The sequence below is a fragment of the Streptomyces sp. NPDC107471 genome (genome assembly GCF_055582845.1).
The window spans coordinates 25,160-48,071 of sequence record NZ_JBVJPC010000012.1 but is presented as its reverse complement, the minus strand read 5'-3'; the positions used below and the strand labels follow the sequence as shown (position 1 = coordinate 48,071).

The 22,912-nt window shown below is 68.3% G+C and carries 20 protein-coding genes; 16 read left to right on the top strand and 4 right to left on the bottom strand.

The features are described from left to right. Window positions 1-102: 102 nt before the first annotated feature. From ACZ66S_RS33325 to eccE, 3 genes are all read right to left on the bottom strand, one after another. Window positions 103-438: a DUF397 domain-containing protein gene (locus ACZ66S_RS33325; protein ID WP_469905300.1), complete on the bottom strand. Its 336-nt coding sequence runs from the start codon at window positions 436-438 to the stop codon at window positions 103-105. 137 nt (window positions 439-575) lie between these two features. Next, on the bottom strand, window positions 576-1,403 hold the full coding sequence (locus tag ACZ66S_RS33320) for a hypothetical protein (RefSeq protein ID WP_469905299.1): 828 nt from the start codon (window positions 1,401-1,403) through the stop codon (window positions 576-578). After that, window positions 1,403-2,743, bottom strand: coding sequence for a type VII secretion protein EccE (gene eccE, locus ACZ66S_RS33315; protein WP_469905298.1), 1,341 nt, complete (start codon window positions 2,741-2,743; stop codon window positions 1,403-1,405). The genes ACZ66S_RS33320 and eccE overlap by 1 nt, the downstream gene beginning before the upstream one ends. A 195-nt stretch (window positions 2,744-2,938) precedes the next feature. On the opposite strand from eccE, the gene eccB reads away from it, so the two are divergent. The 16 genes from eccB to ACZ66S_RS33235 all read left to right on the top strand — a co-directional run bounded on the left by eccB (window position 2,939) and on the right by ACZ66S_RS33235 (window position 20,971). After that, window positions 2,939-4,504 (top strand): type VII secretion protein EccB, encoded by a 1,566-nt coding sequence (eccB, locus tag ACZ66S_RS33310; protein ID WP_469905297.1) that lies wholly within the window; start codon window positions 2,939-2,941, stop codon window positions 4,502-4,504. 483 nt (window positions 4,505-4,987) lie between these two features. Continuing rightward, window positions 4,988-5,308, top strand: coding sequence for a WXG100 family type VII secretion target (locus ACZ66S_RS33305; protein ID WP_053850321.1), 321 nt, complete (start codon window positions 4,988-4,990; stop codon window positions 5,306-5,308). A 70-nt stretch (window positions 5,309-5,378) separates the two neighbouring features. After that, the gene (locus ACZ66S_RS33300) at window positions 5,379-5,672 is read left to right on the top strand and encodes a WXG100 family type VII secretion target (RefSeq protein WP_053850322.1); all 294 of its coding nucleotides are present in this window, start codon (window positions 5,379-5,381) and stop codon (window positions 5,670-5,672) included. Window positions 5,673-5,905: 233 nt separating this feature from the next. Beyond that, window positions 5,906-7,102: a type VII secretion-associated serine protease mycosin gene (gene mycP / locus ACZ66S_RS33295; protein ID WP_469905296.1), complete on the top strand. Its 1,197-nt coding sequence runs from the start codon at window positions 5,906-5,908 to the stop codon at window positions 7,100-7,102. A gap of 2 nt (window positions 7,103-7,104) precedes the next feature. Beyond that, a complete protein-coding gene (locus tag ACZ66S_RS33290) occupies window positions 7,105-7,428 on the top strand; it encodes a hypothetical protein (protein ID WP_469905295.1) in 324 nt (107 codons plus the stop codon). 51 nt (window positions 7,429-7,479) lie between these two features. After that, window positions 7,480-8,940 (top strand): PPE domain-containing protein, encoded by a 1,461-nt coding sequence (locus tag ACZ66S_RS33285; protein WP_469905294.1) that lies wholly within the window; start codon window positions 7,480-7,482, stop codon window positions 8,938-8,940. Window positions 8,941-9,027: 87 nt separating this feature from the next. Then, a complete protein-coding gene (gene mycP, locus ACZ66S_RS33280; protein ID WP_469905293.1) occupies window positions 9,028-10,344 on the top strand; it encodes a type VII secretion-associated serine protease mycosin in 1,317 nt (438 codons plus the stop codon). Between the two features lie 168 nt (window positions 10,345-10,512). After that, window positions 10,513-10,827 carry a WXG100 family type VII secretion target gene (locus ACZ66S_RS33275; protein WP_405469996.1) on the top strand — a complete coding sequence of 105 codons (315 nt, stop codon included), beginning with the start codon at window positions 10,513-10,515 and terminating at the stop codon, window positions 10,825-10,827. A 48-nt stretch (window positions 10,828-10,875) separates the two neighbouring features. Beyond that, on the top strand, window positions 10,876-12,279 hold the full coding sequence (locus ACZ66S_RS33270; RefSeq protein WP_469905292.1) for a WXG100 family type VII secretion target: 1,404 nt from the start codon (window positions 10,876-10,878) through the stop codon (window positions 12,277-12,279). An 86-nt stretch (window positions 12,280-12,365) separates the two neighbouring features. Continuing rightward, on the top strand, window positions 12,366-13,694 hold the full coding sequence (locus ACZ66S_RS33265; protein WP_469905291.1) for a S8 family serine peptidase: 1,329 nt from the start codon (window positions 12,366-12,368) through the stop codon (window positions 13,692-13,694). 402 nt (window positions 13,695-14,096) lie between these two features. Further along, window positions 14,097-14,522 (top strand): hypothetical protein, encoded by a 426-nt coding sequence (locus ACZ66S_RS33260; RefSeq protein WP_469905290.1) that lies wholly within the window; start codon window positions 14,097-14,099, stop codon window positions 14,520-14,522. Window positions 14,523-14,608: 86 nt separating this feature from the next. Beyond that, window positions 14,609-16,822: a hypothetical protein gene (locus ACZ66S_RS33255; RefSeq protein ID WP_469905289.1), complete on the top strand. Its 2,214-nt coding sequence runs from the start codon at window positions 14,609-14,611 to the stop codon at window positions 16,820-16,822. Between the two features lie 128 nt (window positions 16,823-16,950). After that, complete coding sequence (locus tag ACZ66S_RS33250; protein ID WP_469905288.1) at window positions 16,951-17,466, top strand: hypothetical protein; 516 nt, start codon at window positions 16,951-16,953, stop codon at window positions 17,464-17,466. A 543-nt stretch (window positions 17,467-18,009) separates the two neighbouring features. Further along, window positions 18,010-18,333, top strand: a complete 324-nt coding sequence (locus ACZ66S_RS33245; protein WP_469905287.1) for a hypothetical protein — start codon at window positions 18,010-18,012, stop codon at window positions 18,331-18,333. Next, window positions 18,330-19,460, top strand: coding sequence for a WXG100 family type VII secretion target (locus tag ACZ66S_RS33240; protein WP_469905286.1), 1,131 nt, complete (start codon window positions 18,330-18,332; stop codon window positions 19,458-19,460). Before ACZ66S_RS33245 ends, ACZ66S_RS33240 begins: the two co-directional genes overlap by 4 nt. 143 nt (window positions 19,461-19,603) lie before the next feature. Next, window positions 19,604-20,971 (top strand): hypothetical protein, encoded by a 1,368-nt coding sequence (locus ACZ66S_RS33235; protein ID WP_469905285.1) that lies wholly within the window; start codon window positions 19,604-19,606, stop codon window positions 20,969-20,971. Window positions 20,972-21,049: 78 nt separating this feature from the next. Here the strand turns inward: ACZ66S_RS33235 and ACZ66S_RS33230 are convergent, their stop codons facing one another. Next, window positions 21,050-22,900, bottom strand: coding sequence for a WD40 repeat domain-containing protein (locus ACZ66S_RS33230; RefSeq protein ID WP_469905284.1), 1,851 nt, complete (start codon window positions 22,898-22,900; stop codon window positions 21,050-21,052). Between the last annotated feature and the right edge of the window lie 12 nt (window positions 22,901-22,912).

Here is a 22,912-nt window from a genome sequence, read left to right as displayed (position 1 = left end):
CGACGGAACGGTGCCTGCCCGGATGTCGCCCTTGTGACGGTTGTCTGTCTCCCGCGGACCGGGGAGGCCGGTTCTGTCCCGGCCGGGGCCGGGGTGTCGGACCTAGCCCGCCGACTCCGCCTGCTGCGCGGCGGGTCCGCCGTCGTGCTGTGCGGGCTCCAGGTCGAACTCGCCGTCACGGGCGCCCAGTACGAAGGCCCGCCACTCCGCCTCCGTGTACCGCAGGACGGTGTCCGGGTCCAGGGAGGACCGCATGGCCACCGCCCCCTCGGGGAGGTACGCGATCTCGACGCGCTCCTCGTGCTCCTCGGTGCCGGGCGCGCTGTGCCATTCGACGCCGGAGATGTCCAGGCCGTACAGCTCGTCCCGTTCCCTCGCCTTTCGCGCCCTGACGTCCTCGTCCGGTGTCTTTGCGGCGATGTCGTCCGCGTCAGTCATGGTCGGCGGGCCCTTTCTCATGAGCGAACCTCGTGCAGCAGCACCCTACTTGGCCAGGCACCCCTCACACGGCGCAACGGTTCGGTCACGAACTCGCGCGAGGGGCCGAGACCTTGGCCGCGCCCTCGGCCCGCCCGTCAGTCCATGCGGCGAGGCGCCCCGAGCAGACCGGTCTCCGCGTCGGTGGGCTGGGTCATCACGTACTGCCGGTGCTTCTGCGTGCACCACAGGGCGACGTTGTCGGAGAGGGACGGCAGGGACTGGGCGTCGCCCTGGGGCAACCGCATGGACTTGCCCACCACTTCGGACTCCTGCGGGGAGATCCGCTGGATCCCGACGACGTCCGCGTTGGCCAGCAGCCGCGGCGCGGTGGGGCCGAGGTAGGGGAGCAGCGTCAGCACCGACTGCCAGGGCGCCGTGGTGAGACGGCTGCGCGGCGGACGGATGCCCAGGTCGCGGATGATCAGGACCGGGCTGGCCGGGGACGGGCCCTGCGGGGCGATCCGCCCGACCTGGTGCACGGTCACGCACTGCTGGCCGCCGCCGGCCGCCTGCGCCATCGGCGCCCAGAGCTGCGGACGGGCCGTCTCGACGACCACCCGGGCGCCGATCGCCGCCGCCCGCAGGGCGATGACCTGGGCCAGCCAGGTACCGCCCACCAGCACCATGTCCAGCCGGGTGGGACGGCACAGGCCCAGCACCGCGGGCTGGTTGTCGGGGTCGATGCCGAGGATCAGACCGTCGTCGCCGACCGGCAGCGTGAGCTGCGCCAGTACGTCGGCGTCGACGAGGTGGCGCTCGCGCCGGGGGCCGAGCAGACCGAAGGCCGCCCGCAGCCGCCGCTCGGGGCCCAGCCGGGCCGGCTCGGGGGAGCGGGGCAGGTGCCCGGGACGCTGTCCGGGAAAGCCCGGGGTCGCCGAACCGAAGCCGGAGCGCCCCGAGGGACGCATGGTGGGAGCGGACATCAGCGGGTACCTCCCAGCGGCAGGGTGGCCAGAACTCCGGGCAACTGCTCACGGTCCAGCCGTACGAGACCGACCTTGAAGGCGGAGGCGGCCCGCTCCAAGTGCTGGGCGGCCTCGCCCAGTTCGTTCTCGCCGCGGCCGGTCAGCCGGACGTGCCCGGACAGCGCCAGGACCTTGCCGCGCCGCCTGCTGATGGTGAGGGAGAAGGTGCTCGCCAGCGTGGGCGCCGACGTCAGCGCGCCGACCAGCCGGGGGAAGGCCGGTCCGCCGCCGCCGAACTGCGGCCACTTGGAGATCCAGTACGTGGTGTGCAGCCGGTCGTCGCAGCGCCAGGTGCGCGAGGTCTCGGCCGTACGGCGGCCCGAGCGGCTGCCGTCGAGGGCGGCACCGCCGGTGGTGGCCATCGGGTTGACACAGCTCGAGGTGGCGATGGCGCCGCAGATGTCCGACTCGCTGAGCACCTTGGCCTGCATGCCGGCCCCCATGAGGCGGCTGGCCAACTGGTCGGCGACGCGCAGCAGCGCCCGCCGGGCACCCTGCATACCGCCGCCGCGGGCCTCCACGGCCTCCGGGCACAGCTCCGGGTCGAGCTTGAGCGCGACCCAGGTGATGCGCAGCCCCGGCGTCATGCTCTGGGCCTGGAGCGGGCCGTAGGAGCGGACCGCCATGGCCTGCGGGGGCAGGTGCGGGGCGGGCGCGGGCTGGGTGTGCTGGACGACCTGCACGGAGGCGAGCCGGATGTCGTCCACCTCCAGCAGGCCCTGGAGCAGGTCGAGGGGGATGTCGCCGGTGCCGTAGGAGGGGCGCAGGGGGGTGTCCGCGGCCTGCACCTGGACCAGCGCGGTCAGGAAGGTGCCGTCGCCGAGCATGCCGATCTCGCGCTGCTCGCGGTCCTGGAAGCTGTACGTGCGCAGCGCCGGGTCGCACTCGACGGCCGGGGCGAAGCCGGGGTCGGTGCCGGGCGGTACGGGCTCGGCGTTGCGCTTGCGGCGGTCGCGCAGCGCGCGGGCGGTGCTGAGCCACTCGGGCAGCGGACGGCCGCGCCGGCGCAGCAGTCCGGCGAGGACCAGCGGTACGGCCAGCACGATGCCGACGGTGAGACCGATGGGGCGCAGCAGCCAGCCGATCAGGAGGACCGCGGCGGCCAGCTCGAAGCCGATGAGCTGCTGGATGCGGATGGGCCCGATGCTGCCGGGACGCCGGGCGAGCGACGGTGAGGCCGGACTCGCGGGCCGCGGGGCCGAGGACGGCTGTGCCGGTTCCGGCACCTGCCCTGGCCCCTGGTTCTCCTCGGTACGACGGCCGCCGTTACGGCGCCGGGACCTGGTCGCAGTGCTCATCCCCCGGTACAACCCCTTTGCATTGTCTGGCCGCGACTCGAGCTGGCGGCGGATCACCGTACCCCGTACCGTACGGTGCGATCGTCACACGGCATAGTAGAGGCCCCTGCAGGAGCAAACGCCACGGACTACCGGGCGGCCCTGGGGAGTTCCGCATTCGGCAACAAAGCGAAATAACGGGGAGTTGACCCATCGATGGCGACACGTCGGGATGAGCTGAACGCTTACTCCTTCGCGCGCAGGCGCACGGTGGCGGCGTTTCTTCAGCCGTCTCCGCACGGTTCGGAGGAGGCCGCGCCGCGCCCCCTGAAGACGGTCCTGCCGAGTCTCGGTGTGGCGGCGCTGGTGCTCATCGGATTCGGCGCCTGGGGCATGCTCAGTCCGACCGCGCCGAAGGGTTGGGACGAACAGGGCAAGAACATCCTCGTCGGCAGCGAGTCGACGACCCGCTACGTGCTGGTGAAGACCAAGGGCGAGAACAAGCTCAGCCTGCACCCGGTCCTCAACCTGGCCTCCGCCAAGCTGCTGCTCAACGGCGAGAACCCCCAGGTCATGAAGATCAAGGAGTCGGTGCTCGACAACAGCAAGTACCCGATGGGCGCCACCGTCGGCATCCCCTTCGCCCCGGACCGGCTGCCCTCCGCGAAGGACGCCGAGACGGTCAAGACCTGGGCGCTGTGCCAGTCCCCGGGACAGGACGGGCAGCCGGTCAGCGCGACGTACGTGCTGGACAAGAGCGACTACAACAAGCTGCTGCACAACAAGAGCGAGTTGAAGCAGGGCCAGGTCCTGTACGTCGAGGGCCCGAAGGACTCCACGTCCATCAGCGGCAACGGCCCCCGGTACATGGTCACCGCGGACGGCAGTGCCTATCTGATCGGCGGCAAGGCCTGGCGTCTCGCCAGCAAGAACTCGCTCCAGGACATCGAGCGCGCGGTGTTCGGTGACGGGAAGCAGCCGCAGAGCGTGAGCCCGGACTTCCTCAAGACGCTGAACGTGGCGGGAACCCTCGAGTTCCCCAACATGGCGGAGGACGCGGGCGCGGACGCGAACGTCGAGGGGCTCGCTCCTGATCTCTCCAAGGTCGGCATGGTCCTGGAGGCCGGTTCCGGAGCCGGCGAGCAGAAGTACGTCGTGCTGAAGGACAAGGTCCAGCCGGTGTCCGACTTCGCGGCGCAGATGTGGCTGCGCAGCCCCTTCATCAGTGCCGTGTACGCGGGCCGCAAGCCGGAGCCGATCGAGGTCGGCTTCAACGACATCCACCCCGAGACCGGTGAGTGGATGGACGAGATGCGGTGGCCCGAGGAGCCGGTGGTCCAGGCCAACACGCACTGGGAGCAGGGCGGCAACAAGATCTCGTGCAGCGTCTGGCACGGCGGCCAGAAGAACGAGCGGACCGGAATGCCGCTGATGTCGGTGTGGTCCGGCCAGGACTACCCGAAGGACCTCTCCCAGAGCGGTTCGAGGACCTACGTCTCGCCCGGCAGCGGCCTGCTGTTCAAGCGCCTCACGGGTGCCAACGCCGGTGGCGGCAGCACCTTCCTCGTCACCGACACCGGTCTGCGCTACTCGGTGCCCGCCCGCAACGACAGCCAGGTCACCGGCGGCGAGAAGGCCGACACCCAGCAGACCAACACCGCCCAGGTCAGGCTCGGTTACGGCAAGATCAAGCCGGTCTCGGTACCGGCGGCGTGGGCCGATCTGCTGGCTGCGGGGCCGGAGTTGAGCAGCGGGAACGCGGAGCAGGCGCAGGGGTCGTAGACGGGCGTCAGTGCTTCATCGCTACGAGGGGCTCTGCTTCAGCCGGTTGGGCTGGGGGAGGGCCTCTTGTGGTGTTGCGGGGCTTGACGGGCGGGGTTGGCGGGAGTTGAGGGGCGGGACTTCGAGGCGTCCGCGGGACGGGACTTCGCTGGAGCCGCGGGACGGTGCTTCGCGGGAGCCTCGGAGCGGTGCTTCGCGGGAGCCTCGGAAGGTCGCCGGGGCGCCCCCGTCGAGGGCTGCGCGTGCACCCCTGTTATGGATCACGTTATGGATCACGCGCGTCGCGCGCGCATAGCAAACAACTTGTGAAAAAGGTGAGTTGAGTTCATCGCGATCTTGCTACAGAACCCTTCGGATGTTCGTTCTGTCGGCGGATGCGACTAGAGTGGTGCCGGACCAGACTGGATACGCCTGCCGCCCCTCGGCGGTGGTGTTCCGAGTGCGGGTCTACCTAGAACTCCTACGTCTCATGGGGGACACAGCATGGCTGGACAGCAGTTCACCATGACCGAGGAGGAGATGGTTGCGTTCAGCGGCCAGATCTCCACGGTCAGCTCCTCGATTCAGTCCGAGATCCGCCGGCTGCAGACCGTGATCGACACGATCACGGGCGGCTGGAAGGGTTCGGCGGCCACCGCGTACAACAACCTGCAGAACCAGGTCAACCAGGATGCCACCAAGATCAACCAGATCCTGGGCGACATCAAGGAAGCGATCGACCAGAGCACCAAGGCCTACGCGGCGTCGGAAGAAGAGCAGCGCGCGTCCATCCAGAACATCGCTGCGCAGTCCCCGTTCGGATGATCGGTCCCGTGCGCCTCGGCGTGCGTGCCGCATGACTGATCATTCCCACAACTGAGGAGACAACAAAGACATGTCCGGGCAGATCCTTGTCAATTTCGCCACGATCTCCCAGGCCGCTCAGGACGTCCGCAGCACGGCGGGGAAGATCCGCCAGCAGCTCGACGACCTCGAGAGCGGCGTGAAGCGGATCTCCACGAGCTGGGAGGGCTCCGCGCAGGAGGCCTACCGCGCCAAGCAGGCCGAGTGGGACCAGCGCGCCGCCTCCATGCAGCAGACGCTGGAGGCCATCGCCAAGGCCCTCGACGGTGCCGCCCAGAACTACCAGGCGACCGAGTCGAAGAACGCCCAGATCTGGGGCGGCTGACGTGATCGCCTGATGGGGCGGGTGCGCTGTCGCGCACTCGCCCCATCGGCGGTTCACGGGGCGTATGGACTTTTCCGCTCATAGCCGGTTCATGCGTCCTGTACAGGATCAAAACGGGAGGACGTAAGACAGTGGGATCCGGGGCATCGCGCGCCGCGCGTCGGAGCGCCGCAGGCACCGCCGCCGTGGCGGTTCTGGCCTGCGGGCTGCCCTTGGCGGGGGCCACACCGAGCATGGCCGCAGACCGCGTGCGGACCACCTTGGCCGACGACGACGTGCGCTTCCAGGTCGACGACACGAGCTGCTCGTTCCCGTCCGACATCATCAAGGGAACGCCCTGGTCGTTGCAGCGCGTGGTCCTGGACCAGCTCTGGCAGGACACCAAGGGCAAGGGCGTCAAGGTCGCCGTCATCGACACCGGCGTCGACACCGTCAACGCGCAGCTCAAGGGCGGCGCTGTCGCCAACGGCAAGGACTTCCTGCACCCCGGCGGCAACGGCAGGACTGACAAGGTGGGCCACGGCACCAAGGTCGCGGGCATCATCGCGGCCAGGAAGCTCGACGGCACCGGCTTCGTCGGCCTCGCCCCGGAAGCGACGATCATCCCGGTCCGGCAGAACGACGACCAGGGCAGCGGCAACGTCGGCACGATGATCCAGGCGATCAAGTACGCGGCCGACGCGGGCGCCAAGGTCATCAACATCTCGCAGGACACCGCCTCGAAGATGGACCCGACGGTCGACGCCGCCTTCCGACAGGTCGTCAAGTACGCCCAGGAGCAGAAGGACGCCCTGATCGTCGCGGCGGCCGGCAACGACGGCGCGGACGGCAAGATCAAGGAGACGTACCCGGCGGCGTACCCGGGCGTGCTGGCGGTCGCGGCTTCCGACCGCAACAACGCCCGTGCCCCCTTCTCCCAGTCGGGCCCCTTCGTGGGCGTGGCGGCGCCGGGCATCGACATGGTCTCGACGGTCCCGGTGGGCGGCAACTGCGTCGACCAGGGCACGAGTTTCGCGGCTCCCTACGTCGCGGGTGTGGCGGCACTGATCCGCGCCAAGCACCCCGAGTGGAGCTACAAGCAGGTCATCACCCAGATCGAGCAGACGGCGGACCGGACCAAGTCGGGCCGCGACGACTTCGTGGGCTGGGGCGTCATCGACCCGGCCGCCGCGGTCAACGACGACACGACGACGCCCTCGGCCGACGGCCCGAAGCCGGACTCGGTCGGCCCCGTGGGCGACTCCGCCGACGTCCAGGCCGCGACACTGGTCCTCGGCGAGTCCGAGCAACAGCGAACGGAACGGTACGCGCTGTACGTCCTGGCGGCGGGGTTCGCGCTGGTGCTGCTGCTGTTCGGCGGCGGACGGGTCCTGAGCGACTGGCGGCGCAAGCAGGGTGCGGGTAACAACGTGGAGTCAACGGGGAGCTGAGCATGGCTGAAGAAGTAAGCGTCGATCTCGACGAACTCGAGAAGACCGTCACCGCGCTCAACCGAGTACTCGGTGATCTCGGCAAGGCGGACACGGACTCGAAGACCAACACCTACCTTCCGGCGGGTGCCCTCGGAACGGGCTTCGACGAGGCGGACAAACTCGCCAACGCCCACAACGAGATCAAGACGTACATCGAAGACGCTGTGAAGTATCTCAACACAGTCATGGACGAGTTCGGACAGAAGACGAAGTACGCGCACGGGGCGTACCAGGACTCCGACTACGACGCCCAGGCGAGTTTCCCCAACGCGGGAAAGCAGTGATCCAGGACATGGTGACGGCTGAGGTGCGAATCGACGAGGGGGCACGGGGGCATGGCTGACAGCGACGGTCAGATCGACTACGACTACACCGAGATGAACATGTGCTTCAACGAGAAGCACACGACGGCCTTCGCCGGCGGCAAGAACATGGACGAGATGAAGGCCATGGTGCAGCATGCCAGGCCGGAACTCGTGTCAGGTGTGGCCGAGGGCTGGAGAGGGCTGTCGACGCAGCTCACCAGCATCCAGACCGAGTTCGAGAAAGAAGTGGCCCGCATCCAGGAACACTGGAAGGGGGCGGCTGCGGAAAGGTTCGCGGCCAAGGCCAAGCAGGTCAGCAAGAGCATTGGCGACACTGCGAAGTACGCCAGCCACACCTCGACCGCGATGGCGAACGCCGGCGCCACGCTGAGCCAGATCAAGCCCGAAGTCATGGCGATGGAAAAGCCGAGCAAGCTTTCCAGCGCGATGAACAGCCTGGGAGACGGCTTCACGCGTAGCGACGACGGCCTGAACAAGGACCTGGCCGCCGGAAAGGGCGCCCAGGACGCCCTCGACGCCAACCACGACGACCTTTCGGCGGGCCGGGAGGCGCAGCTCAAGATGGCTGCGAGGATGGAGACGCTGGGCGCCTCCTACAATTCCCAGGCCAAGGCCATGGGGTCATGGCAGAGGAAGCCGAGCATCGGCGACGAGAGCGACTACCCGGGCGACCCGGGCGGTATTGCGCCTACCCCTGTCGTTATGCCGACCGCCCGTTCGCCCCGAAGCCCGCAGAGTGTGCCGGCGAGTACGGCCCGGACGGCTCAGACGAGCGGCATCAGCTCGTCCAAGGCCGTGACTCCGCCTTCGGGAATCACCGGTGGAGCGCACAAGCCGACTGTACCGACGGGGAATGTCGGTACAGGGAACGTCGGTGCAGGGAACATCGGTACAGGGAACACCGGTACAGCGATTGACGGCGTTGCCGGTGGTCGTACCGGAGGCACCAATGTCGGCGGTCCGGGTGTGGTCGGCGGCGGAACCGCCGGCGGTGGTGGTGTCGGCGGCGGGGCCGGCTTCGTCGGTGGTGCCGTTGGAGGGGCCGCTGGAGCGGGTGCCGCTCGCGCCGGCATGGTGGGGCGTGCAGGCGCTGGCGCCGCCGGCATGGCGGGTCGGGCTGGTGCCGGAGGCGTTGGCGGCGTAGGTGCCGGAGGCGCAGGTGCTGCCAGGGGCGCGGCCGGACGTGTCGGTGGCACGGCCCGCGGCGGCGTCGTGGGTGGCACACCGAAGTCGGGTGCGGGCGCGGGCAGGGGTACTGCCGGCGGCTCGGGTCTGCACAGCAGCCGTGGTGCCGCAGGCAAGGGAGCGAGCGCTGTCCGTAAGGGCGGCATTGCAGGTGCCCCCGGTTCGCGCGCTGGCCGCCGCAAGGAAGACGAGCAGCGCGAGGGCGAGCGTCCTGACTACCTGGTCGAGGACGAGGAGACCTGGACGCCCCAGACCAACGTGGCTCCTCGCGTAATCGAGGAGTAAGCCGCGCGGCATGCCGCTGTTGGTAGGAAGGTGCGGGGATGCTGCCCATAGCGGCTTCCCCGCACCGACCTTAGAGAGGACACACGGATGGGCATGACCCAGGTACTTCGTACAGTGACCTGCGGTGCATTCGCCAGTGCACTGCTGTTCACTTCTGCTCCGCTTGCGACGGCGGACCAGATCAGAGAAGACCAATGGGCGCTGGACGCACTCAATGCCGAGTCCGCGTGGAAGATCTCCAAAGGAAGCGGTGTAACGGTCGCCGTCATCGACGACGGCGTCAACGCCGACCACATCGACCTGCAGGGCAATGTGCTCCCCGGCAAGGACTTCATGGACGGGGGCAGCCCCACCCCGGCGGCTGGTGATGACCACGGTACGGCGATGGCGGCAATCATCGCTGCGCATGGACATGGCGCCGACGACGGAGTCATCGGCCTGGCACCCGAGGCAAAAATTCTGCCCATTCGTGAGTTCGGAACGAGTGGTCCGGGAACCGGTGTAGCAATTCGATATGCTGTCGATCACGGCGCTTCCGTGATCAACGTTTCGCAGTGTTTTGATTCGAGCTCTCAGGACGATCTCGAGAAGGTCTCGAGCGCTGTTGCCTATGCGCTGAGTCGTGATGTGCTGGTTATTGGTGGCGCAGGAAACGATGGCAACTCAAGTAAGTGTTACCCCGCCTCCGCGCCAGGTGCGCTGGGCGTGGGCGCCGTAAAAAACGATGGGCAGATCTGGGAGAAGTCCAACTCGGGTCCCCAGGTATCCCTGACGGCACCGGGTACCAATATTGTCTCGGCAAAAGGGACCGGAAATTCGTACGTCAGCGGGAACGGAACGTCTGACGCCACCGCTTACGCCTCGGCGGCCGCTGCTCTTCTGCGGTCGAAGTTTCCCGACCTGACAGCGGGTCAGATCGCCAATCGCCTCGTGAAGACGGCAGTTCTGCCTGATACTGAAAAGGGATTGTCCCTTCCGGACCAGAGCTACGGATACGGGATCATCCAGCCGGTGGCTGCCCTGAAGAATGACATCCCGTCCGGCTCGAAGTACGGGCCGCTCACCGTTCCGGACTCCCTGAAGCAGTCGGATGCCGCAACCGCCGCAAGCGCCTCCGGCGGTGAACAGACAAAGGCCGATCAGAAGGCCGTGCTCATCTGGGCTGTCATCGGTGTCGTAGGTCTGGCCGTCCTCGGTCTGATCGTGTTCCTGATCGTCAAAGCGTCCAAGCGGAACAAGGGCAACGGTGGCGGTCCTGGTGGCCCCGCCGTCTACCCGCAGTACGGACAGCAGCCGGCTCCGCCGCACCAGAACCCGTACCAGCAGCAGGCGCCCGCGTCGTCGCAGCAGAACCCGTACCAGCAGCCGACTCCGCCTCAGGGACAATGGCCGCCGCAGCAGTAGGTAGAAGCAGTAACGCACCCTGTTCGGCCAAGTGTGTGGGCGCCATGCCGGTCAGTTCGTCATGGCCACCCCGCCCGCCGGGCTGTTCGGAGGCGGACAGGTCCTGAGCGACTGGCGGCGCAAGCAGGGTGTGGGTAACAACGTGGAGTCAACGGGGAGCTGAGCAACATGGCTGAGCAGTACAAGGTCGATCTGAGTGAGATCGAGGGGACCATCACCAAGCTCAACGGCGTCATCAGGGACATGACGACGTCCAAGTCGAGCTGCATGGGCAACACGTACCTGCCGCAGGGCGCGTTGGGCACGGGCTTCGGTGAGGCGAAGGCGCTGTACGACGCCCACGAAGCGATGAAGGAACGTCTCTACGAGATCGTCGCGCACCTGGAAGACGTGCTGGACGACTTCGGCAAGAAGACGAAGAGGACGCATGACGCGTTCAGCGACGCTGAGGCGGAGAACTATGCGGCGTTCAACAAGAAGTAACGGGATGTCCTGCGACGTGGACCACGTGGATCAGAGGGGGCTGTAGACATGGGCGGCAAGGACATCGACGACTTCGAGTACGTCGAGACGAATCAGTGCATCGCGGCCGAGCACACCACGCCGTTCGGGCTCGACTACGACATGGACCAGATGAAGGACATGGTCCGTGACGCCGACCCGGGCACCGTGAAGCGTGTGGCGGCGGCCTGGGAGGCCCTCAGCAAGGACCTCGTCGGGCCGGGCGGGATCAAGGAGAGCCTCGACGCGGCCGTCGAGCACGTTCTCGCCCACTGGGAAGGGCAGAGCGCGGATCTGTTCAAGGCGCGGGCTCAGGTGATCGGCAAGAAGATCACCGACAGCTCCAAGTACGCCACGCACACGTCGACCTCGCTGAAGGGCGCCGCCGCGACGCTCGAGCAGATCAAGCCCGAGGTCATGGCGATGGAGAAGCCGGGCAAGGTCTCCAGCGCTCTCGACTACATCGGCAACATGGGCGACCGCGACGACTCGGGCGCGAACAACGCCCTCAAGAGCGGCGCCGGCTCCCAGCAGGCCCTCGACGGCAACGCGGGCAGCCTCTCGGAGGGCCGCGAGGCGCAACTCCGCATGGCTGTGAAGATGGAGGCGCTGGGGGCGGCTTATAACAGTCGGGCTGCGGAGATGGGGTCGTGGACCCGGAACAGGACCAGAGACGACAGCGAGGATTATCCCGGTGATCCGGGTGGCGTCGCTCCGGCCCCAGTACCGGTGCCGGCAGAGAGCGTCCCTCGAAGCCCGAAGGCCGCGACGGCGGGTACAGCCCGCAGCGGCCAGGTCAGTACAATCGGCTCGTCAAAATCTGTCTCTCCGCCGTCGGGTATCACTGGTGGCGCCCACAAGCCGTCTGCACCACAGCCCCAAGTTGGTACCGCGATTGACGGCCTTCCGGGCGGTCGTACGGGCGCGCCTCCGACTGGTGGCGTCGGCACGGTTGGTGGCGGAACTGCCGGCGGTGGTGGCGTCAGTGGTGGCGGAGGCTTCGTTGGCGGAGCCGTAGGAGGGGCGGCAGGAGCTGGTGCTGCTCGCGCTGGCTTGATCGGTCGTGCCGGTGCCGGAGCCGGAGGTATGGCCGGCCGCGTCGGTGCTGGCGGCGTAGGCGGCGCGGGTGCCGCCAAGGGCGCGGCCGGGCGGGTCGGGGGCACGGCCCGTGGTGGCGTGGTCGGTGGCACACCCAAGTCCGGTGCGGGCGCTGGCAGGGGTACTGCCGGCGGCTCGGGCCTGCACAGCAGCCGTGGTGCCGCAGGAAAGGGAGCCAGTGCTGTCCGTAAGGGCGGCATCGCAGGTGCCCCCGGGTCACGCACTGGTCGCCGCAAGGAAGACGAGCAGCGTGAGGGCGAGCGTCCCGACTACCTGGTCGAAGACGAGGAGACCTGGACGCCCCAGACCAACGCGGCGCCCCGCGTCATCGAGTAGTCGCTCAGTACTCACCGGCACGTGACAGGATGCGTGGGCGTGGCCTCCGGGTCACGCCCACGTTGGGTATGGGAGAGGAAGAGGGAATGGCCTTCACTCGAATGGTGCGCGCCGTAGGCACCACGGCACTGACAGGCGCGCTCATCCTGGCGGCGGCACCTATTGCTTCCGCCGACCAGACCAGACGTGACCAGTGGGCACTCGATACACTGCAGGCCAAGTCCGCTTGGAAGATGTCAACGGGCAAGGGCGTCACGGTCGCCGTCATCGACACTGGGGTCAATGCCGAGCACCAAGATCTCAAGGGCAACGTGCTCAATGGGAAGGACTTTGTGGATGGTGATAATGATCCTTCTCCGGAGTCAGATTCCAATTTGTCCACCAATCACGGCACGGAGATGGCCTCGCTAATTGCGGGACACGGACATGGTGCGGGCGCTGCCGATGGCGTGATGGGGTTGGCCCCAGAAGCCAAAATCCTGCCCATTCGTTGGGGAGGTGGGAGCTTTGCAGATGAGATTCGCTACGCAGTAGATCGTGGCGCTTCGGTTATTAGCATGTCTGTGAGTACCAGCCATGAATTCCCCGAGGATCGAGCGGCAGTGGCATATGCAATTGAGCATGATGTCCTCATCGTGACAGCCTCGGGAAATGAAGGCACGTCCGGTCAGATTGACTTCCCTGGGGAGTTTGGGGGAGTCCTGACGGTCGGAGGTGTAGATAAAAATGGGACTTTGTGGGAAGGTTCGAATTATGGGCCTCAAGTCTTGCTGACGGCACCTGCCACGAACATCGTAAGTGCTGGATGGCCCGGGAATAAACTCCGCATCGGCACGGGAACGTCCGACTCTGCAGCGTTCACGGCTGCAGCCGCCGCCTTGATCAAGTCGAAATTCCCTGACTTGACTGCGGGGCAGATCGCCAACCGCCTAGTGAAGACGGCAGTGCTTCCGGGTTCCGCGAAGGGAATTTCGCTTCCCGATGAGAAGTACGGTTACGGCGTAATTCGCCCGCTCGCGGCGTTGACGGAGAACATTCACGCAGGATCAAAGTACGGACCGCTTGCAGTCCCGGGGTCTGATAGCGCGTCCGCTGCTGCAAGCGCGGGCACATCTGACACGGAGTCTCGAGCTGAGCAGGAAAAGGCAGACCAAAAGCAACTGCTCTTCTTCGTCGTTCTCGGTGTCATCGCACTGGTAGTGATCGGCCTCATCGTCCTGCTGATTGTGAAGCTCTCCCGGCGCAACAAGAACAACAACGGTGGGCCGGGCGGCCCGGGTGCGTATCCGCAGTACGGTCAGCAGCCCTTCCCGCCGCAGCAGAACCCCTATCAGCAGCCCGCCGCACCGCAGCAACAGAATCCGTACCAGCAGCAGCCCACCCCGCCCCAGTCGCAGTGGCCGCCACAGCAGTAGCCGCAGATTCGGTCCGGTGCGGTCGCTGATCCGCCGCGGGATCCGGCACCTGCGTCGAACACTCCGGGACTCCCGATTGCGGGGAGCCGGCGGGGCGTAGGCGCTGTCCGGAGGGGTCGTCGAGACGCTGAAGGGCTGCCCCCTGAGAAGGTGACGGCTCGGTGTGCAATTGGCCCGCCGAGTCGTTCGCGATCACTGACGCGTCCCACACTCCGACCGACCCTGGGCCACCCAAAGGAAGATCCGGTATCTTTCGGCCTGCTGATTGGCATGTCCTTGCCTAGGGTGCCGGGCGTGGCTCGGCCGGAGTGGGCACCTCACGTCGTACGGATACAACGTGGTCCGGGTCGAGTGAGCGAACCGGACATGTTCACCACTTTCACAACGGGGATGGGACAAGGGATGAGTACTCCCTTCGATGCGCCGCAGAACAGCGGATCCACTCACACGCGGCTGAACTCCCTGCCCGCGGAAGGCGGTGGCGGCGGCGGTACCAACGTCGACACCCAACGCCTCGACGAAGCCGCCAACGCTCTCGTCGAGTTGCGCGGTGACACCGAGAACGTCGACAACGGTGCCGACGACGACTGCCTCAGCGCCTCCAGGGGGCTGAACAAGCACAGCGCCGGTGGCATGGTCGAGGCGGGCTCCTGGGCCACCGCCGGCTCCCTGGTGACGATGGACGTCCGCTGGGGCTCCCAGGTCCTCAACCTCAAGCGCCTGCTCCAGGACATCAGCGACAAGCTCCACTCCACCACCGGTCACTACACCCGCACCGAACAGGAGGAACAGGCCCGGCAGCACTCGATCAGCACGCCCTTCGGGTGAGTTGGGCCGCCTGGCCGACGCCGTAGCGTCGCGCCCGGGCGAGCCGTCGAGTCGTACCGGAACCCCCTCACAAGGAGCAGTCGCACATGGTGTCCATCCCCTACCTCGACAAGGCCGACCTCGGCCCGCTGGCCGACGCCGCCGCGTCCTGGAAGGCGCTGCCTGCCAAGTACGAGGCGTTGCAGCGGGAGTTCGAGCAGCGGGTCGTCAACCACCTGAAGGGCCACTGGGAGGGGGACGCGGCCGACGCGGCCTTGACCACCATGGGCAAGGCCCGCACGGAGTACGAGAACGCCGCCACCGAGGCGGAGCGCATCGCCAAGCTGCTGCTGGACGCGCACGGCGAATTCACCGCCTCCCAGAAGCAGTTGCACGCCCTCCTCGACGAGGCACGCAGCGACCACTACAAGGTGTACGACGACGGCCGCGTCGAGGACGTCGATCCGCGGCAGGACAGCCCGACCGCCTCCGCGTCGCCGGGCCTCGCCGAGGAGCGCAAGAAGAAGCTGGACTCGCTCGTCTCCAGGCTGACGCGCGTCCTGGAGGTGGCCACCGCCGCGGACGAGGCGGCCAGTTCGGCACTGGAGCGGGACGCCAACGGCGACAGCCAGTCCTTCAACACCAGCGTCTACACCACTCTCGACTCCGTCGAGGCCGACCAGGCGTCCGCGCTGATGAACAAGAAGGGCCGGCTCTCCGACGCCGAGATCACCAAGCTCAACCTGCTGCTCTCCGCCAACAGGAACGACCCCGAGTTCTCACGGGAGTTCGCGGTGAAGACCGGCGGCGAGAACATGCTGAGCAAGTACAACCAGCTCATGAGCCCGCCGGCCGGCACCACGCTCTCCAAGGCACAGTTGGCGCAACTCAAGGAGCTCAAGTCCAACTTGGGCACCACCATCGGTACGGCCACCACGTCGGACGACCACCGCAAGGGCGGACCCGACCCGGAGATCACCAAGTTCCAGAACGACCTCCTCAAGGCCGGACAGCGCGACTTCAACGCCAACCCCACCGAGTCGCCGTACGGCCTCAGCGGCTACCAGCTCACCAGCAGCCTGATGAGCGAGGGCAAGTGGGACAAGGACTTCCTCCAGGACTACGGCGACGCGCTCATCACCGCGGAGAAGAACGGCGCCAACGCCGGGCAGAACCCGGACACCTACTGGGGCTATCCACGGACGCTGGGCTCGACCAACATCGGGGCGCTCGACCCGATGACCGGCTTCATGGACGCTCTGGGGCACAATCCTGACGCCTCCACCGAGTTCCTCACTTCCGATGCCACCATCGACGGTGAGAAGGTGGATCACCTGGACTACCTGCTGAAGGACAGACACTGGCCGGAGGGCGCGGGCTACACGGGCGACTCCGCGAACCCCAGCGGTTACAACAACCTGGGCCACGCCATGGAATCCGCCACCTCGGGTCGCCCCTTCGACAGCGACGGAGCCCCGGTGAAGCACACCACCGAGCGTGCGGCGCTGATGAACGAACTTGTCAACACCATCGGTGGCGACCCCGGTCTGATCAGCGGGTCCCCCCGGGACGACATGCGGGACAGCCTGGGCAACATGACGGCCGAGTACATGGCCGACGTCCAAGCCGCGTTCGGGAACGAGCAGGGCACGATCAAGTCCTTCGGAGAACCCGTCAATCCCCCCAAGGGATTTGAGACCGGCACTCTCGTACCCTTTCTCGCGAACGTCGGGCGCGACCCGGACGCCTACGTCGCCATCAGCGAGTCCTCGCAGGCCAACACCGCCATCTGGATGCAGGAGGTGGCGAAGCAGCACCCCGGCTACGACGAGATGACGCCCGCGATGGAGAACGTGGCGCATCCGGGCGGCATTGTGGCCGGGATCCTCAGCGACGCCCGCGATCAGGCGATCTTCGAGGAGCACTCGGCGTCCGACAAGGACTTCAACGATGCCGTGGCGACCGGCGACAAGTGGGCCGGGCGGGGCCTCGGCATGGCGGTCGGCGCGGCGACGGGGGCAGCGGCTCCGATCGTCGGGACCATCGCGGGCTGGGCCGTCGAGGACATCCAGGCCATGGTGGTGGACCAGGTCCAGCAGGACACCACCGACGAGGCCCAGAAAGAGGCGTACACCAGGTACGCGGAAGGAAGGGCTGCCGTGCGGGACTCCACTGCGGATTCGCTCCGCGAAGCCATCAGGAACGCCGGGGTGGACATGTCCCCTCAGAAGCTCGACACGCTGGCCGAGTCCGCGGCGCGGGCGGCGGACGACGGGCACACCACGGGAGCGACCTGGAACTCCTCGGGGAGCGGGCGGTGATGTCGACAGTGATGAATCCTCGTGGGCCGGGCGCCGCCCGTGGACTTCGGCAGCGCCTCGGAGCGCTGGCCGCCGTCACTGCGGTGGTGTTTGTATCGGCCGGCTGCAGTGGCCAGGATGGCGACACAGTGGACCACCGCAGCACCTCGGTGTGTGACGGCACCCTCAAGGGGCAGGTCTTCGCAACGCTGGTCGGTGACGACGGCGTCGTCTCGGAGAAGACCAGCAAGTTCTCTCCCACGAAGTGGACGGCTGCCGGGAGGTGCGAGCTCTACGGTAAGGAGGACTCCGTCCGGATCGACTACCTGTGGCACTCGGACGACCTCGACGACCTCGACAGGTACCGATCGCCCAATGCCTCCACCGTCAAGTCGTTCAGGGTCGACTCGGCGGTCGGGTACGTGGAGAAGAACCGTGCGTTCGTCGCCATCCCCTGCGCCTTCGAGGGGCGGTCCGCGAGCAAGCACGAACTGCTCGAAGTCGAGGTGGCGAACATGCCGCCGAGCCGGACCCTCGACAGCGGGCAGCGCGAGACGTTCGCCTCCGCCGCGACCATCGCTGCGCGGTATATCGGCGGCGAAGTGTTCAAGTGCGCAGCGATGCACCCCACGGAGAGCAGCCCTTCGAGCAGTGCGACGACGTGAGTGACGCGGGGAGGTAGGGCCTGCTCGGTGAGCGGAGGCGGCGGCTCGTCGTACCCGCGGGGACACTGGTCGGTGCTCCTCACGGCAGGGACTGATCACCGAACGAGGGCGGCGGAATCCCCGCGCCGCCAGACACGCCGTACGACGTCGAGGTCACCGAACCTGTACGGCTCAAGCTCGTCCGGCCCGCCGCGGAGACTGCGCAGCGGCGGGCCGGACAAGACCGGTTGCGAGGCGGAGCCGGGGGACACGGGCGGGGCGATCGCATCTTCGACGGCGCCCGGACCATGTCGGCCGGTGCCGCCTCCGGTGCCTGCATAGGGATGACTTCGGTGGCGACAGTGCCAAGACCGCCGCCGCGAGACGGTGCAGGAGCGCATCCCTGGAGGAGCCCTCGGGGATCGACAGATCCCACCCTGCCTGCCCGGCGGCCGAGTTGACCGTGTCCCCCCATCGTGTGCCGCTACGTGACTCTTCGGGCCGTGTGCGGTTGCGGAAGTGCACGTCAAAGGTCGTCGAGGGATGGGTGTACGGGAGCGGCGCATGACTGGTGACTTCTACTTGGATCCGCACGAACTGGCGCAACTGGCAGGCTCGTTCGAGACGCGGGCGTACGACCTGGCGAGTGCGGTCAGGACATTTGAGCGGAGCACGGGGGCGGAACAGATCCATGACGGGTTCGGGCTTCTGACGGAGTCCGAAGAGGTCACGTCGGCCTACATCGACCTGGCTTCGGGGATGGTCGAGGCGCTGGGGAATCTGGCGCGGCAGTTCGAGTCGGTGAGCCAGAGCGTCCAGGGCAATGCCAGGAACTCCGCAGCGGCGGACGACGCTCTCGCCGGACTGCTCAGGGGTGGCCGGAGTTGAGCGAGGAGAGCGTCGCCGAGAAGGTCTACGAAGCCGGGATCGAGGTGGTGAATCCCGGTGGCCGTCCCGATGTGCTGCGTGCCGCGGCCAAGGGGTGGCGCACGATGGGGGAGGAACTGCAGGAGGCGTACGGAGCGCTCGACCGGAAGGTCCGGGGCGTACTCGGTGAGCACTGGCGCGGGGAGTCCGCCGAGTCGTTCCGGGAGTACTGGGAGAAGGTCGGGCGCGCGGTCGAGGAGACCGTGCCGCTTTTCGAGCAGGCGGCGAAAGGGCTCGAGGAGGCTGCCGACAACATCGAGGAGATCAACGACGAGATCCATCAGATCTACCTCGAGATCGGCGTCTCGATCGCGGCGTCCGTCGCGCTCTCCTTCGTCACGGTCGGATTCTCAGCGGCTGCTGGAGCGGCGAATGCGGTGCGGCTGGGGACGCAGGCCGCGGAGGCGGCCACGAGGCTTGGACGGTTGCTGGCTGCTGCTGCCCGCCTGTTCCAGACCGTCCGTACGACGGTGAGGGACCGCGCGTGGCTGAAGGTGGGCGTCGAGTTGGCCGTCCAGTGGGCTGCCGGCACCGGATCCGGAATCGTGACGAACCTGGCCACCGGCGATGACGCCGACCTCAAGGGCAACGCGCTCAACGGCGTCGTAGGAGCCGTCGGCGGCAGGTTCGTCGCGGGTCGCCTGGCGGCGCAACTCGGCGGAGGCGTGATGGGCAACGCAGTGGATGGGGTGGCACTGGGCGCCCTCTCCTCAGTCGCCGGTGACACCGCCAACAACCTGCGCAGCGGGGCTCGGTTCGACGGCTCGCAGATGGCGCTCGGAGCGGTTGCCGGAGGGCTCGCCGGGGGAGCGGGCAGCACAGCCGTGCATCGGGCCACGGACGGGCGGACCCTCTCGGCGGCGCGAAACCTGGCGGGCGATGTGGCCACGAACGTTCCCGTCGGCTTCGCTCTCGGTGCGGGCGGCAATCTGTCCAAGCACGGTGATGCGGCGGTCAACGGAGATCCCACCGCGGACGAGAAGGCGGACCGACCCGGCGCGGCCGCCGACGCGCGCAGGGGAGCGCGTGGGGACGCGAAGGCCCTGCGGGATCGGCCCGACCCGCAGCGGTTTGGAGCGTTCGGATGAGCGACGAATGGGCCTTGAACAGAGCCGTCAACCTGGAAAAGACCGTCAACCCGGAAAAGGCTGTGAGCCTGGAAAAGGCTGTGAACTCGGGCGAGGCCGTGAACGGCGGCCGGGCCTACGCACGTTGCGGAAGGTTCGTCACCGTGGCCGTTCCGCTCGCCCTCGTGGCGCTGACCGCCACCTGGCTGTTCCTGGGTGCCTCACCGGTGCACACGGCCGTCCTGTGGTGCTCGCTGGCCCTTCTCGCCGCTTCCCTGGTCATCTGGGTGACCGCGGTGCTGCGTAACGGCGATCGGGCCCGGACCGAGGTCTACGGCTGGGCGGTGCGGACCGCTGCGATGTCACCGGGACGGGGCGAGGGAAACGCCCCGGAGTGTTTGAGCGGCACGCGATGGCCGACGGTCCGCTACGGCGCGGCAATCGTCACCACCTGCACGCTGATCGCCCTCTGGGTGACGCTCGCCGCATCGGATGCTCTGGGCACAGGCACGAGTGCGGTGCTGGCACGCAAGGGTGCGGTGATCGAGCAGCGTCCCATCGTGAAGATCGAGAACCAGGACGCGGGCAGAAGCCACCGTTCCTCCGCAAGGGCCGACTACACCGTCCTCCTTCCCTCGTCGGACGGAGGGAGCAGTGTGCCCACGACCTTCTGGGCGGACACCGACCGACGCCAGGGAATCGGCAGCGAGCTCTACGTGGCGTTCGTACCGGGACAGCCGGAACTCGGAGCCATCGGTGACGATCGCCTCTCCGAGGTGGAACGCCAACTCGACGGGCGGGCGGTCGAGTTCGGGAGTGCTTCGGTGATCGGGGGCTTGTGGCTGCTGGCGACCATCGGCGCGACCATGGGCTGGTTCCTGACCGAGAGCATCCGGCGCCCCGCCCGCCGGGTCACCCCCGAGTGGCGCACCGTACGTGTCACGGTCACCGGCACCGAACGGCACACGGAAGCGCCCTTGCCCGGAAGCCCCGAGGCCGCCGACGAGAAGAAGCGCAGGGAGAACACCCGCCGACTGCAGTGCCTGGTTCTGGAGTGCCGCGGTCGAAGGATCCCCTTCCACTCCCAGATGGGAATCGAGGCAGCCGGGCAGGTGCTGTCCGGCGCGCAGGGCCGGCTGCTCTGGCCTCCCCGCCGGCGCCGAGGTCGTGATGTCCCAGCCGAATTGGTGGGTGACGAGGGTTGGCAGTTGCCGGGCTGGGTTCCGGCCCGGGTGGCCGAGGAGGCCGTGGTGGAAGGGGTCACCGAAGCCGCGCAACCGGATCCCGAACGGCGGGTCGGGCTGCTGGATCTCGGAGGGGGCTGGCTGGTGACCGCGTCACTGCCGGCGGTTGCGGGGTTCGTGGTGGCGTTCGGCTGCCTCGCCACCCTGCTGCTCGTCCCGGACAGCGGTGCCTGGCGTTGGTGGACCGCCGCCGCAGGCGTGCTCGCTCCGGGAATCGGCTTCACCATGCAGGCGATGGCGAGGATGGACCCCGAGACGGCGGCCCGGCAACTTCAAGGGTCCGCGTGAAGGGATTTTCCTGGCTCCGGGCGACAAAGGCTGCCTTCCACGGAGGCGCCGATGAACGCACGCCAGCCGTCGGACGCCTCACTGCTCCCAAAGCCCATCCAACCGAACCCCCACCCCATGCACCCCCACACCATCCCCCACCACAACCCCTCCTCCCGAAGTAACCACAACCGCCTCGCAGACCCGCAGCCACGGCAGCACCCGCATCCTGCCCGTGAACACGTGCCACAGGTGCAGTTCGTTGTCGCTCCAGGCCACGGCGAGTACCGGGCCGGTCGGGGTGTCCGTCGCGGCGAGGGCGGTGACCTGGGCGTCGCGCTGCTGCACCGGCGTCGGCATCGGCTCGGCGGAGGCCGTCTCCCACAGCCGTACCGAACCGTCCGCGCCCGCGCTGAAGGTGAGGGTCAGCCCGTCGGCGGTGTCGACGCAGGTGACGGCCGTGACCGCCTGTTCGTGCACGGGGCAGGAGCGCGGGACGTCCTGGTACTCGCCCAGGGACCACACATGCACCGTGCCGCCTTGGTCGCCGACGACCGCGTACGGGTTCCGGGTGCCGCCGCTGCCGAGCGCGGTGACCCGCGACTCGTCCCCGGCGAGCGCGGCCGAACCGTGGTGCTCGGCGATGCGCTCGAGCGCGAACGCCGCGGTCGGGTCGTCCTCGGTCACGAGCGGCAGCAGCGCGTCGGACCGGTCGAGCAGCAGCGCCGAGCGGCCGTCCCGCGGGGCGAGGGAGCGCGGGCGTACGGAGGTGGGGTGGGCGTAGGGCGCCGCCGCTCCCTCCTCCGAGGCGTCGAGGGACGGCCATGCGGCCCCGGCGGTCGCACCGACGGCCGGTGACGCGCTGCCGCCGTACGCGCCGAGCGGCGTACCGCTCTCCACGTCGTACGTCCGCAGCCGCCCCGTGGGGTCCGCGGCCAGCAGTCCTCGCTCCACGCCCGGCACCAGGGCGAGCGCGTCGACCGGCAGGGCACGCCGGGCCCACACCGTGGACCACCAGTGCTGTCGGGCGAGCGGGCGCAGGTACTCGGAGAGGCCCGGGTCCGTGTCGAGCGCGGCGGCGTGCAGCAGGGCGGCCCGTTCGGCGCTGTCGGTGTGACGTGCCGTCAGTTCCGGTGCGGCAGACCGCCACACCTCGCGCAGTCGCCCGGGCACGGGTACGCGCTCGTCGGCGAGGAGGGCGGTCAGTGCGGCGGCCGAGCCGTGCACCAGGAACCCGGGGTCGGCCAACAGGCCGAGCACGGCGCCGCCTTGGCCGTAGGGGGCATCCGTGCGCAGGGCCGCGTCGAGGACGTGCCGCAGCACCCTGTCAGGGGCGTGGGACCAGTCGGGGCGGCCGTCGGGCGTGCGCGGGACCTCGGCGAGGAGCTCCGTGTACGAGGCCGGTCCGCTGCCGTTACCGGCGCTTCCGCCCAGGTCGACGACCTCGGCGGCGTGACCGGACAGCAGCCCCGAGGTCCCGACCTCGACGGCCGCGCGCACCTGGGGAAGGGCCAGCAACGGCTCCAGCAGCTCGGCGACCAGGGTCTGCGGTGCCGCGGCCGGCAGGTCCGCGGGGCCCGCCCCGGCCCGGTGCAGATCGGGTACGAGGATCAGCAGCGGCCGCCCGTCCGCGCCGACCCGGTCGAGCAGGCGGCCGGGGGAGAGGGGGCCGTAGCCGAGCTGGCGTCCCGCCTCCCAGGCGAAGCTCTCGGTCGTCAGCCCCTCGGACGGCACGGTGGCGTGGACGGTGAGCCCCGCACGGCCGACGGTCCCGGCCAGGAGCCAGGCCAGCAGTCCGCTCTTGCCGCTGCCCTCCGCGCCCCGCACCAGACACAGCCGCGGCCGGTCGCCGCCGGCGGCCCAGTCGAGCAACTGCCGTCCCGGAGCCCGCTTTTCGTCGTCCAGCGGCGGCCAGGAGGCGATGTCCGGCGTGACGGTACCGACGGTCATGATGTGCTGAAT

Excerpts from the sequence above, each read along its gene's own strand:
- ACZ66S_RS33325 (WP_469905300.1), bottom strand. The coding sequence starts at position 438 with ATGACTGACGCGGACGACATCGCCGCAAAGACACCGGACGAGGACGTC.
- ACZ66S_RS33320 (WP_469905299.1), bottom strand. The coding sequence starts at position 1,403 with ATGTCCGCTCCCACCATGCGTCCCTCGGGGCGCTCCGGCTTCGGTTCG.
- eccE (WP_469905298.1), bottom strand. The coding sequence starts at position 2,743 with ATGAGCACTGCGACCAGGTCCCGGCGCCGTAACGGCGGCCGTCGTACC.
- eccB (WP_469905297.1), top strand. The coding sequence starts at position 2,939 with ATGGCGACACGTCGGGATGAGCTGAACGCTTACTCCTTCGCGCGCAGG.
- ACZ66S_RS33305 (WP_053850321.1), top strand. The coding sequence starts at position 4,988 with ATGGCTGGACAGCAGTTCACCATGACCGAGGAGGAGATGGTTGCGTTC.
- ACZ66S_RS33300 (WP_053850322.1), top strand. The coding sequence starts at position 5,379 with ATGTCCGGGCAGATCCTTGTCAATTTCGCCACGATCTCCCAGGCCGCT.
- mycP (WP_469905296.1), top strand. The coding sequence starts at position 5,906 with ATGGCCGCAGACCGCGTGCGGACCACCTTGGCCGACGACGACGTGCGC.
- ACZ66S_RS33290 (WP_469905295.1), top strand. The coding sequence starts at position 7,105 with ATGGCTGAAGAAGTAAGCGTCGATCTCGACGAACTCGAGAAGACCGTC.
- ACZ66S_RS33285 (WP_469905294.1), top strand. The coding sequence starts at position 7,480 with ATGGCTGACAGCGACGGTCAGATCGACTACGACTACACCGAGATGAAC.
- mycP (WP_469905293.1), top strand. The coding sequence starts at position 9,028 with ATGGGCATGACCCAGGTACTTCGTACAGTGACCTGCGGTGCATTCGCC.
- ACZ66S_RS33275 (WP_405469996.1), top strand. The coding sequence starts at position 10,513 with ATGGCTGAGCAGTACAAGGTCGATCTGAGTGAGATCGAGGGGACCATC.
- ACZ66S_RS33270 (WP_469905292.1), top strand. The coding sequence starts at position 10,876 with ATGGGCGGCAAGGACATCGACGACTTCGAGTACGTCGAGACGAATCAG.
- ACZ66S_RS33265 (WP_469905291.1), top strand. The coding sequence starts at position 12,366 with ATGGCCTTCACTCGAATGGTGCGCGCCGTAGGCACCACGGCACTGACA.
- ACZ66S_RS33260 (WP_469905290.1), top strand. The coding sequence starts at position 14,097 with ATGAGTACTCCCTTCGATGCGCCGCAGAACAGCGGATCCACTCACACG.
- ACZ66S_RS33255 (WP_469905289.1), top strand. The coding sequence starts at position 14,609 with ATGGTGTCCATCCCCTACCTCGACAAGGCCGACCTCGGCCCGCTGGCC.
- ACZ66S_RS33245 (WP_469905287.1), top strand. The coding sequence starts at position 18,010 with ATGACTGGTGACTTCTACTTGGATCCGCACGAACTGGCGCAACTGGCA.
- ACZ66S_RS33230 (WP_469905284.1), bottom strand. The coding sequence starts at position 22,900 with ATGACCGTCGGTACCGTCACGCCGGACATCGCCTCCTGGCCGCCGCTG.